The 11,799-nt window shown below is 61.2% G+C and carries 10 protein-coding genes; 8 read left to right on the top strand and 2 right to left on the bottom strand.

Going from position 1 to position 11,799, the window contains the following annotated elements; translation table 11 throughout:
- Positions 1 to 218: 218 nt before the first annotated feature.
- From L6639_RS42365 to L6639_RS42330, 8 genes are all read left to right on the top strand, one after another.
- A complete protein-coding gene (locus L6639_RS42365; RefSeq protein WP_232995598.1) occupies positions 219 to 1,472 on the top strand; it encodes a Tm-1-like ATP-binding domain-containing protein in 1,254 nt (417 codons plus the stop codon).
- Positions 1,465 to 2,289, top strand: coding sequence for a phosphoenolpyruvate hydrolase family protein (locus tag L6639_RS42360; RefSeq protein ID WP_237867295.1), 825 nt, complete (start codon positions 1,465 to 1,467; stop codon positions 2,287 to 2,289). The genes L6639_RS42365 and L6639_RS42360 overlap by 8 nt, the downstream gene beginning before the upstream one ends.
- A 36-nt stretch (positions 2,290 to 2,325) precedes the next feature.
- Positions 2,326 to 4,104, top strand: coding sequence for an FAD-dependent oxidoreductase (locus L6639_RS42355; RefSeq protein WP_128929737.1), 1,779 nt, complete (start codon positions 2,326 to 2,328; stop codon positions 4,102 to 4,104).
- 105 nt (positions 4,105 to 4,209) lie between these two features.
- A complete protein-coding gene (gene pyk / locus L6639_RS42350; RefSeq protein WP_128929736.1) occupies positions 4,210 to 5,622 on the top strand; it encodes a pyruvate kinase in 1,413 nt (470 codons plus the stop codon).
- Between the two features lie 132 nt (positions 5,623 to 5,754).
- Positions 5,755 to 6,762: a PAS domain-containing protein gene (locus tag L6639_RS42345; protein WP_128929735.1), complete on the top strand. Its 1,008-nt coding sequence runs from the start codon at positions 5,755 to 5,757 to the stop codon at positions 6,760 to 6,762.
- Positions 6,763 to 6,922: 160 nt separating this feature from the next.
- Positions 6,923 to 7,312: an aldehyde dehydrogenase family protein gene (locus tag L6639_RS42340; RefSeq protein WP_128929734.1), complete on the top strand. Its 390-nt coding sequence runs from the start codon at positions 6,923 to 6,925 to the stop codon at positions 7,310 to 7,312.
- Between the two features lie 273 nt (positions 7,313 to 7,585).
- The gene (locus L6639_RS42335) at positions 7,586 to 7,963 is read left to right on the top strand and encodes a CidA/LrgA family protein (RefSeq protein WP_128929733.1); all 378 of its coding nucleotides are present in this window, start codon (positions 7,586 to 7,588) and stop codon (positions 7,961 to 7,963) included.
- Entirely contained in the window at positions 7,960 to 8,682 is a 723-nt protein-coding gene (locus tag L6639_RS42330) for an LrgB family protein (RefSeq protein ID WP_128929732.1), read from the top strand. The genes L6639_RS42335 and L6639_RS42330 overlap by 4 nt, the downstream gene beginning before the upstream one ends.
- 706 nt (positions 8,683 to 9,388) lie before the next feature.
- Here the strand turns inward: L6639_RS42330 and istB are convergent.
- Complete coding sequence (istB, locus tag L6639_RS42325) at positions 9,389 to 10,231, bottom strand: IS21-like element helper ATPase IstB (RefSeq protein WP_128955095.1); 843 nt, start codon at positions 10,229 to 10,231, stop codon at positions 9,389 to 9,391.
- Positions 10,228 to 11,718, bottom strand: a complete 1,491-nt coding sequence (istA, locus tag L6639_RS42320; RefSeq protein ID WP_128929730.1) for an IS21 family transposase — start codon at positions 11,716 to 11,718, stop codon at positions 10,228 to 10,230. The genes istB and istA overlap by 4 nt, the downstream gene beginning before the upstream one ends.
- Between the last annotated feature and the right edge of the window lie 81 nt (positions 11,719 to 11,799).

The following is an 11,799-nucleotide window of genomic DNA, read 5'->3' as shown; positions in this document are numbered from 1 at the left end:
CCTTCACGCAACGCCATCGTAGAACTCGCCGTGCTCGCGCGCATGCGTCAATCAGGCGGCCTTCGTCGTATGCGTACACTTGAAAAGCCCGCGCGCACGTAGCTCGAACTTCGGGAGGAGGCTACCCAATCTTACCCACTTAGACGCTTTGCGGTCTTATACGCCGATCCCGCTCGGTCTAGACCTCGCGTTGGTCAGAATGATCTAGGAGAAAAATCGTGTCTCACCATTGCACGGACGGCCAGGGGGCGGTCCGGGATGGTAGCCTGTCCGAGCTTTCGAACGCAGTCGCGATTGTGGCTACGCTCGATACCAAGGGCCGCGAAGTCTCCTACTTGGCCGATATCATCTGTAAGTGTGGCCGCAAGACCGTCCTGATTGACGTCGGCACCTCGAAGATTGCGCCCCGGACGAATCAAGCAGGCGGTCATAGCGTTCGCGTCGCCTCGCCCGCCGAGCTCTTGAAAGAAATCGCCGCAACAACACGCGGGAAAGTTCGCGATCTGCTGGCATCAGGGGCCATCGGCGCGATCGTCGGGGTCGCCGGTGGGAAGGGGAGTGCGGTGTTCGGCGAAGTCGTATCTGATTTGCCTTATGGCTTTCCCAAGCTGCTCGTGAGCAGCGCAAGGCCAGCACTTCTCGCCGAATTGGCGGTCCACAACGACATCATGCTCTATCCGACATTGGTCGATCTCTTCGGGATCAATGCGTTTACCGAGCGGGTCTTGCAGAATGCAGGACAGGCCATCGCCGCCATGCGCTATGCGCCCGCCAAAGCTGCGCGAAAGACGAAGATCGTTGCGATCACGGCCTTCGGAGTGACGACGCCGGCGGCAACTCAGTGCGTTGGGCGCCTCGGCAAGGCCGGGGTCGACGCGATCGTCTTTCCTGCAAACGGGGCGGGCGGCCGCAAGATGGAGCAGCTGATCGCGGCCGGCGAATTCGATGCTGTGATTGATCTGACCACAACCGAACTCGCCGACGAAATCGTGGGTGGCACCGCGAGCGCCGGGCCGGATCGGCTCAAGGGAGCGGCAGAGCAATCAATACCGCATGTTATCGCGCCTGGCGCGGTGGACATGGTCAATTTTGGTGCGCCATCCAGCGTTCCTGATCAATTTCGCGGCCGGCTATTCTACTCCCATACACCGTACACGACGCTGATGCGCACAACCCTCGCCGAGAATACGAGCATCGGCCGGCTTACGGCCCAGCGGCTGTCGTTGGCAGAAGGGCCTGTCATGGTCCTTTGGCCGGCAAAAGGCGTCTCCGACTATGACCGCGACGGCGGCATCTTTCGAGATCCTGATGCGGACCGCGCGTGGCTCGATGCGCTTAAGGACAATCTGCCGCCCAAGGTTACGGTCCGCGAATTGAACTGTCACATCAACGATCCCGAATTTGCGGAGGCGGCTGCGAGATGGATCCTCAAGCAATTGGGCAAGAAGGCTGATGGCGATGCGAATGTTTGAGCGAACCGAAATCCTGGCCAAGATCGCAAACCAGGTGGCGGAGCGAAAAGCCATTCTTGCCGCGGGCAGCAGCTGTGGTCTGGTTGCGAAATGTGCAGTGCTCGGGGGCGCGGACATGCTGGTCGTCTACAGCACCGGGCTGTCGCGCCTAATGGGACTTCCGACCAGCCGGATCGGCGATTCCAATGCGCGCACGCTCGAACTTGCCTCGGAAGTCCGCAACGTCGTTTCTTCGGTGCCCGTGATCGGCGGCATTGAGGCATGGGATCCCCTCCGGCTCGATCTTGATGCCCTGCTCGACAAATTCTGGTCGGCCGGTTTCTCCGGCGTAATCAACTATCCGACCATCTCCACGATGGGCGACAAATGGCGCTATCGCCGCGGGCGCGTCGGACTAGGCTTCGAACGCGAAGTCGAGATGATCGCGGCTGCGCGCAAGAAGGACATCTTCTCGCTTGCCTATGTCGCGAGCCCTGACGACGCCAAAGCGATGGCGGGCGCAGGTGCGGACTGCATCGTCCCTCACGTAGGAGCCACCCGAGGCGGGCTCGTCGGCCATGAGGAAGGACAGCCCATCCAAGAGGCGATCAGGCGCATCAACGACATCAGCGACGCCGCAAGGAGCGTGCGCTCCGATGTGATCCTGCTTTGCCATGGCGGTGCAATCGCGGAGCCGGAGGATACGATCGTGGTGTACCGATCAACGCAATGCGTGGGTTTCGTTGGCGCCTCGTCCATCGAAAGAATCCCGATCGAACGGGCAGTGAAGGCGGCGGCTGAGGAGTTCAAAGCCGTCCCGCTTCCGCGGCATCACTGACGTCAGCTCCAAGAGAACACTCGCAGCGAGGCTCGAATGAATAACCCGATGGGCCAATCAGGCAAGGGAAAGACCGTCGCACTCGCCCGAGAGGGGAGGCCGGAGCACAATTGGGCAACCGACGTTCTCGTGGTCGGTAGTGGTGCGGCCGGGCTTTCGGCTGCGCTCTATGCAGCAAAGGCAGGACTGCGCGTCACTGTCTGCGAAAAGTCGGCGCGGCTTGGCGGCACGACAGCTCTCTCCAATGGAATGATCTGGGTTCCTTGCTCGAACCAAGCGCGCTCGGCGAAGATCGACGACTCGCTTGCGAAGTCGAAGACCTACCTGCAACATGAACTTGGCACATATTACCGGTCAGGCTTTGTTGATGCCTATCTCGAGGACGGCCCGGCTGCGCTCGCCGCCCTTGAGAACGGGACTGAAGTCAAGTTCACGCTGGCCTCGGCCCCCGACTACCATTCAAGCCAGGTCGGCGGAGTCGATAAGGGCCGGGCACTGAGCCCCGCGCCTTATGACGGACGGCTTCTTGGCAGCGACTTCGATCTGATAGGCAATCCCATCCGCGTTGTGCTCGGCGGAATGATGATCTCATCGAGCGAGGTGAGAAGCTTCCTCAATCCGTTTCAATCCTTTGCCTCGCTCAGGCACGTCTTGCGCCGCGTCAGCCGCTACGCGCGTGACCGGCTTGGCCACAGGCGCGGCACCGAGCTCAGCGGAGGCAACGCCCTGATCGCGCGCTTGCTTGTGAGCCTGCGCAAGTACGGCGTCGAGATATGGCCGGAATCCCCGCTCGTAGAGTTGATCAAGGAAGAAGGCCGCGTCACCGGCGCGGTCGTTAAGTCGGCCGATTCCGAGATTCGCGTGCGCGCTTCCCATGGGGTGATCCTCGCAACGGGCGGGTTTGCGCGTAACGCGCAATTGAGAGCCGAGCTCAGTGGCCCCCACCAGCACGACGACACGCTCGCCCATCCCGATGCGACAGGCGACGGCATCTCTCTTGCGACAAGGCTCGGAGCGGCAATCGACAACAATGTTGCCTCTGCCGGCTTCTGGACGCCCGTATCGATTCTGAAGAGCGGCAGTTCCTCGCAAGTCGTTCCCTACGGCTGGCTCGACCGCGGCCGTCCCGGCGTCATTGCCGTGGGGCCAGATGGAAAGCGTTTTGTCAACGAATCCAATTCCTATCACGACATCTGCTTGGCGATGTTCAACGGTGGGTATCCGGCAGACAAGCGGTTCTATTTCATCTGCGACCACGACTTCGTACGGCTGAGAGGGATGGGGCATTTGCTGCCATGGCCATGGACCTTGAGCATCGGGAAATATGCGCGCCTTGGCTACATCAAGGTCGCCCGGACGATTCCAGAGCTTGCGAAGCAGCTGGGATTGGAGTCCGCCGCGCTTCAAAAGACTGTCGAAGAACACAACGCGCATGCGTCTGAGGGGCGCGATCCGCTGTTCAATCGCGGTGAATCGGCTTTCAATCGCACGCTCGGCGATTCGGCCGTGGGCAAGAAGAACCCAAACCTTGGGCCAATCAAAACCGGCCCGTTCGTCGCACTCCCAATCGTTCCGGCAACGCTCGGCACTGCAACCGGATTGGCAACCGACACTTGCGGGCAGGTATTGGACGGTCAGGAAAGGCCAATTCCAGGACTCTATGCTTGCGGCAATGACATGACCTCCCCGATGCGTGGGATCTATCCCGGAGCAGGCATCACCATTGGGCCAGCCATTGTGTTCGCGTACCGGGCCGTCAACAGTATCGTTTCCTCGACGCAGCAAGAGAAAGCTGCTGCCGCTTCGGGAGCGTGATGTCGACTTGGGAATGGCGCGGGCGAGGCGCGTGATAAACCCGGTATTGGCAACAGCTATGAGCGCCGATCCCTAACGTAGCCCATTGCACAGGATTCAATTTTGATGCGTCGTTCGCGCCACGCCAAGATCGTCGCAACCCTCGGTCCGGCCACAACCGAGGCTAACAAAATCCGTGATCTCTATCTTGCAGGCACAGATACCTTTCGCCTGAACTTCAGCCATGGCAGCCAAGACGACCACGCGCGCGCGTTTTCGGCGATCCGCGCGCTCGAGCAAGAGTTCGGCCGTCCCATCGGAGTGCTACAGGATCTGCAAGGCCCGAAAATCCGGATCGGCTTGCTTGAAGAGGGCAAGCTATGCCTGCATGCTGGAGAGAGCGTCCGCTTTGTCCTCGACGGAGCAAGAGGTGGAAAGCAGGCAATCCCTCTGCCGCATCCGGAAATATTTGCAGCTGCGCATCCAGGCCAAAAGCTGCTCATCGACGACGGCCGTGTGCGCCTGAGCGTCGAAAGACCGGGCGATCGCGAAATGGTCGCGCGCGTCATTGTCGGCGGCCCGATCCGCGATCATAAGGGCGTAAACCTGCCGGGGGCGTCGCTCGATATCTCGCCCCTCACCAAGAAAGATCGCGCCGATCTCGCCTTCGGCCTGGAGCTCGGTGTCGACTGGGTTGCGCTGTCATTTGTTCAGAAGCCTTCAGACCTGATCGAGGCGCGGGCCCTCATTGGTGAAGCAGCGGGCCTCGTCGCCAAAATCGAGACGCCCATGGCGCTTGATCGCATCGACGATATCATTCAGTTGTCAGACGCTCTCATGGTCGGGCGCGGTGATCTCGGGGTCGAAATCCCCCCAGAAGACGTGCCTGGCCGGCAAAAAGAACTCGTCCGCGCCTGCCGGCTGGCCGCAAAGCCCGTGATCGTCGCAACCCAAATGCTCGACTCTATGGTGGCGGCGCCGACGCCAACGCGCGCGGAAGCCTCAGATGTTGCGACCGCCATCTATGATGGCGCCGATGCCGTGATGCTGTCAGCCGAATCGGCAAGCGGCGCCTATCCCATCGAGGCCGTCGCCATGATGGATCGCATCATCAGGAGTACAGAGCAGCATCGTCTCTACCGGTCCCTGATTGAGGCCTCACGAGTTGACGAGGAGAATACGCCTCCGCATGCGGTCGCTGCCGCGGGTGCAGATCTTGCAGCCACCATCGAGGCCAAAGCCATCGTCGGCTTCACAGCCAGCGGGACGACCGCGGCCCGCATCTCGCGCAAGCGGCCGCCGGTTCCGATCCTTGCTCTGACGCAGGATGAAAACGTGGCGCGGCGCATGTGCCTGTTGTGGGGCGTACACAGTGTGGTGGCCAGCGATCCCTCTGGCTATGAGGAAATAACCCAGATCGCCGCCGTGGCGGCCCAGCGGGAAGGTTATGCGCGGTCGGGCGACCTGGCGGTGGTGGTTTTTGGCCTGCCATTCGGACATAGAGGCGCGACAAACAATCTCCGCGTGGCTGCCTGCTAAGAAGGACAAGGTCATTTGCCGTGAACCGTCGGGCGAGGCGTCTTGGTTGCGGTCGGGAGGAGGGCGAGGCGTCAAAGATGATCGCGCGCGAGATGCACCGAACTCGGCCCCAGGTCCGGCCAGGAGCTCACATTGCCTGACTTCGAGAGCGGCCTCAGCCTTGCAAATGTCCTTCCATTCTTGGAAGAGAAGCTCTCTGTCGGACTGTGGCGCAGCGACGGCAACGGCCAGATGCAATGGTCCCGTGGCCTTTATGAGCTATTTGGGCTGGATCCGCGTCGAACTACGCCAGCATACGCGGAAATCGAGAAAAGGATTCATCCCGATGACCGCAGCAGCATGCGCTGTTTCGGCGCACGGGAGCTCAATCGATCGTTGCTCGAGGGTGAATTTCGTGTCATCCGTCCGAACGGAACTTTGCGCTGGATCCACGGCCGGGCCGAACCGCTGCTCGATGAGGCCGGCAAACCAGAGTGCATTCTTGGGCTCGCGCGCGATATCACTGAACAGCGCAATCTCTTGGACGCGCTCAAAGTAGAAGCGGAGCGCTACAGGGCATTGGCTGAGATCTGTCGGGGTTTCCCATGGACAAGCAGTAGCGATGGTCGCCTCACTGCAGTTTCCAATGCGCTAGAGACTGCCGAAGATCATGGATCACGTTTCAAGGACTGGATCGGTCTCATCCATGAGGATGACCGCGAGGCAGCTCTAAGAGAGTGGGCGGTCTCGGTCGAGACAGCGCAGCCTTATAACGTCGAATGTCGCTTGCGCCGGCCGGACGGCATCTATCGCTGGCACCAGGGCGCGGCGGTGCCCCTCAAGAACAGCGAGGGTGGCGTTCGAGAATGGCTCGGCACGTGGAGCGACGCACACCATGATATACTCGCGCGGGAGCGAAGAGGGGCCTCAAAGGTCACGGGGAGGCAACTGCGTGCAGCGCGTGGAATGTTAAACTGGTCGGTAAAGGAGCTAGCGGAGCGAGCGGGCGTGTCTTCCGCGGTCATTCGGCGGCTGGAGGAGTACAATGACACTCCCCAGATGTCTGATGAGCTGATGGAAACGTTGCGGAAGACGTTTTCTGAAGCGGGAATCGAATTTACGTTCCCTGTGGTTGGCAAGCCCGGTGTCCGGCCGCGATAGCCGGTGCAGACCCAACGGCCTCTGATGACTACTCCCCAGCTCTCTTTCTCGTCTAGCTACCCCGAAACTTCGGCGAACGCTTCTCAGAGAACGCGTTCATTCCTTCCTGGTGGTCGCAGCCATGGTGAAGGCATAGCGGATTGCCTGCTGCTCGAATTCAATGCCCTATCAAGAAAGGTCTGAAATGTGGCGAGAAGGGCCGACTTGGCGAACTACGATAGAAGCTTGGCGCATCAAGGTCGGAAATGTGTTCGAGAAGGATACGCGAATGGGGGACAACTCGCCAATTCGCGGCTGGCCGATGCGATGGAGAGCTTCGTTGCCGGCGCTGTCAGTCCAGCGCGGCGCATTCTTGCAGACCGATGGCAAGCGCATTGGCAACGAAGGGTTCTTCGTCGAGTCAACGGTCCTGACGGGGACCTCGCCCGAGGCGTGTATCATGAATGAAGAGTCGTTTGGCCGCTCGCGCCAGATCATTGCATTCAAGAGCTACGACGAGGTCGCCGAGGAGGCCAATCGACGGCTTGTGCCTTCGGGGCCGACCGCTTGAAAGCGGTATGGTGTCCATCAAATACCTAGCTTGGCGCTTTCAGAAGTCCCGTTCGGAAACATCAGGGATTCCAGCTACGGTTCGTAAGGCGGGGTGGAAGCAATCGAGGGATATCTCAGTACTAAGTTCGTGATCCGGGCGAGCACCTGATGTGGTCAGAAGCCGTCTCGGACTTGAGCAAATCGAAGAAGGGGCGGTCGGTTCTCGACCACGCGGCCATGGACAATTTTTCGGTAGCTCCTCCTGATATGAATGTGCCGCTCAGGGTGTTTCATGCTTGCAAGTCTCAGTCTTATCTTGCTCTGCCAACTCGCCGGCGAAGTCATCACCCGGGGCCTCGGCCTACCGCTGCCAGGTCCCGTGCTCGGGCTCCTGCTCTTGCTGATTCTGCTGCTTGCCCGTGACAGATTTTCAAGCATCGCTCGAGGCCCACTACGAAATAGCGGCGTGGAAACAGCAAGCAAGGGGCTGCTCAAGCATCTGTCGCTCCTGTTCGTCCCAGCCGGCATTGGCGTCGTGGAAAAGCTCGATCTCCTCGCGACGCACGGGCTCGCTATAATATTGATCCTTGCTGTCTCGGTCATGGTGACTTTGCTTGCGACGGTTCTGACGTTCCGCCTTATCAGTCGGCTGTTCAGCGAGGCACCGTGAAGGACAATCCGTTCTCCCTCTGGGTCTATCTCTCGCAATCCCCGTTGCTTTGGTTGACGGTCACCTTGCTGGTCTATGCAATCGCGGATGCCGTGTCGCTTGCGCTTCGCCGTCATGCCCTTGCCAATCCCGTGCTGCACGCGGTCTGGATCATCGGCGCGTTTCTATTCGCAACTGGCACGCCGTATGCGATCTATTTCGGCGGAGCGCAGTTCGTGCATTTCCTGCTCGGCCCGGCAACCGTCGCGCTCGCGGTCCCGCTATACGAAAATCGCAAGATTGTCCTTGCCTCGATCGTGCCGATGCTGGCAGCGCTCGTTGCGGGCTCGGTCACGGCCGTCTTCTCGATTGTGCTGCTTGCGGAGGCTGCCGGCCTGCCTCGCGAGGTGATCCTGTCCCTTGCCCCGAAGTCGGTAACGGCCGCGGTCGCAATGGGCATCAGCGAAACGCTGCAGGCGGATCCGTCTCTGACGGCAGTCGCGGTCATCCTCACCGGGATCATGGGAGCGACCGTTGTCACGCGATTGATGAACCGTACCGGCATCACCGATTTTCGGGCTCGTGGCTTTGCGGCAGGAATCGCCGCGCACGGGATCGGCACCGCGCGAGCATTTCAGGTGGACGAGGTGGCTGGCGTGTTTTCTGGAATTGCTATGAGCCTAAACGCACTAATCACATCTTTCCTCGTACCGCTAGCGCTCACAGTGCTAATGAGATGAGCGTCGGGTTTTTGTATCGGCTCCGCACTAGCTCGCTATCGATCTTGATGGTTGATAGCGTCACTGGCCCGATCTTCACTGGGCCGGGGCAGTCCACCCTACGCACTCACAGAATAGGTTCCTTGAACCCAATCGCGTAGGAATGGACGCCCCGGCGCTGTGAGCGCAAGTGCGGCTGCCTCCTGAACCGGATATTTGCCACACAAGCCTGCAATTTGAATTTACTACTCGTGGGCAACGATTGGTACCATGCAGCGCCCGACGCCACGGAAGCTGTCGTTGGCTATCGCCCCCGCCCATACGGCCATAGTGCTGGACGCATTTACTCGCCGTCAGGGACGGTTTGCAGGGATTCCGACGGCGACAGTTCCAACTGAAGCTGTCCGATCTTGTCGACAAGTCCTCACGAGATGGCTGAAGGCCTGGAGGTGTCGCGCCATTGCCCGTTTGCCGCCCGGAGTGCACGCACTTCATCGGACTCGCACGAGCCGGAGAGTGACAACTACATCGTCCTCAACAAGGGATTTGATCTTCCATGGCAGAATTGGAAAGTATAAGACCGGCGGGGATATCGCAGGTATGCAGGTATGGCGCGACAATCAGGATGAGAGCGGCGCGTCAATCAAGATGAGACGAGGCGGCCGAGTCAGAAGATAATTGACGCTGGCTGCGGGCTTGGCAAGGCTTGATTGACGCTGCGCGACAATCAAGCGGCATTGCCAGCGTCAGTCACCGCCTTCTCGAGTTCATTTGGAGTGGCGTGAACCGGCGGCCGGCCTGGACCGCGCCTGCGATCGAGAGCAACTTTTCGACGGTAGCTCTCGACGTTCATCTCGAGGATCGTGGCGTGGTGCACCAGGCGATCGATCGCCGCCAGTGTCATCGCCTGATCGGGGAAGATACGCCCCCATTCGCCAAATGGCTGATTGGCCGTGATCAGCAGCGAGCGTCGCTCGTAGCGGGAGGCGATCAGCTCGAACAATACGCTGGTTTCCGCCTGGTCCTTGCTCACATATGTGATGTCGTCGAGGATCAGGAGGTCGTAGCGGTCAAGCTTGGCGATTGCGGACTCCAGCGCCAGCTCGCGCCGGGCCACCTGCAGCCGCTGCACCAGATCAGTGGTACGTGCAAAGAGAACGCGCCAACCGTCCTCGACGAGAGCCAGGCCGATCGCTGCGCCGAGATGGGTCTTGCCGCCGCCGGGTGGACCGAACAGCAGCAGATTGGCGCCGGTCTTCAACCAGACGTCACCGGCGGCGAGCGCCATCGCCTGTGCCTTTGACAGCATAGGCACGCTCTCGAACTCGAACGTGGCGAGCGTCTTGCCGGCGGGCAAACGCGCTTCCACCATGTGTCGTTCGATGCGGCGGCGGGTGCGATCGGCTGCCTCGTGCTCGGCAAGGGCCGCAAGGAAGCGGGCGGCGGGCCAGCCTTCCTTGTCCGACTGCGCGGCGAGCTTCGGCCAGATCGCCTTGACGCCGGGCAGGCGCAACTCATTGAGCAGCAGCTCGACGCGGGCGGCATCGATGGAGGTAGCTCCGCTGGTCATGCTGCTCCTCCCAGGTTCGAGTGGGCCGACACGACGCTGACGGAGGCCAGCTCATCGTAGACGTCGAGCGACGCCAGCTTGACGGCGACACTCGGGATCGAGGCCGCCTCGGGTCGGAAGCGATCGCGCAATGCCGCAAGATCGGGTAACCGTCCGGCATCGAGAGCGGTCGCGATCGCCTCGGCGAGCTCGGCTTCGCAGGCTCGCTCATGGGCCAGAGCCAGAAGCTCGACCGTCACCTTGCAGGCGCGCCGGTCGTCGCCATGCTCCCGCAAGGTCTCGAAGAGGCGCTTGTAAGCCGCGCGCGGGAAGAGCTGATCGCGATAGACGAGATTGACGAGCGCCATCGGCTTGCGCCGCAGGGCATGGATGACGTGCCGATAATCAACGACATGCCCGCCGTGGTTCTCCGACACAGGCCGCCCGCGCCGCAGCGTCCCGACCGGCGTGACGCCGAGGAAGCATTCGAGCCGGTCGTCGAAGATGCGCACACGCAGGCGATGGCCAATCAGTCTTGAAGGCACAGTGTAGAACACGCGCCGCAGGATGAAGCCGCCTGACGACGTCACCGGGATCACCTTCTCCTCGAAGTCGGTCGTGCGGCCTTTCGGCAGTGGCGCCAGTGCTTCCTTTTCGAGCGCGATCCGCTTAGCGAGGTTGGCGTTGCGCCGGCCGACAATCTCGTCGACAAAAGCCCGGTAGGCATCGAGACTGATGAAGTCGCGCGTGCCCCGCAGCAACAGCGCATCCTCCAGCGCTCGTTTGAGATGACCGTGCGCGCTCTCGATCGAGCCGTTCTCGTGTGCAATGCCCGCATTGTTGCGCGTTGGCGCCATGCCGTAGTGGCCCATCAGCGCGGCGTAGCGCTGTGTCAGATCCTCCCGCGCGTCGGCCGCCAGATTGCGGAATGCTGCCGACAGGCTGTCGCTGCGATGCTCCCGCGGAACGCCGCCGAGCGCCCACAGGGCGTTCTGCAAGCCCTCGGCCAGGGCGACGAAGCTTTCGCCGCCGAGCACGACATGGGCATGCTCAAAGCCGGAGAACGCCAGCCGGAAGTGGTAGAGCCGGTGATCGAGCGTCTCACCAGCAATGGCAATGCCGAGCGGGCTTGTATCGGTAAAGTCGGACAGACCCAGACGACCGGGCTCGTGCTCCTGGCGGAAGATCACGTCCTGTTCAGGGCCATTGAGCGCCCGCCAGGCATTGATGCGCCGCTCCAGCGTGCGTCGGATGTTGGGGTTGAGGTCGGGATGCCGACGGCGCAGCTCGTCCAGCACGCCGATCACGCGGATGCCGGGCGCAGCCTTCAGGATCGGAACGATCTCGGCGTCCCAATAGGGCACGAGCGGATCGGACCGTCGCCGGCCTCTCGGCACCTTCTTCTGCGATGGCAGGCGCAAATCGTCCTCGATCCGATACGCGCTCGCTTTCGAGAACCCCGCCTTGGCCGCCGCGGCCTCGGGAGACAATGTCAGTCGGTAGGTCATGTACAGCCTTCTGTGGTTGCCGCCCGCAATGCAAGAAGTTTCTGACCCTTTGGCGTGTGATCGAGTGCGGTCTTCTGTCAG

The organism is Bradyrhizobium zhengyangense (assembly GCF_022012555.1).
GTDB lineage: Bacteria > Pseudomonadota > Alphaproteobacteria > Rhizobiales > Xanthobacteraceae > Bradyrhizobium > Bradyrhizobium zhengyangense.
This window is presented reverse-complemented; position numbering and strand designations above follow the sequence as displayed.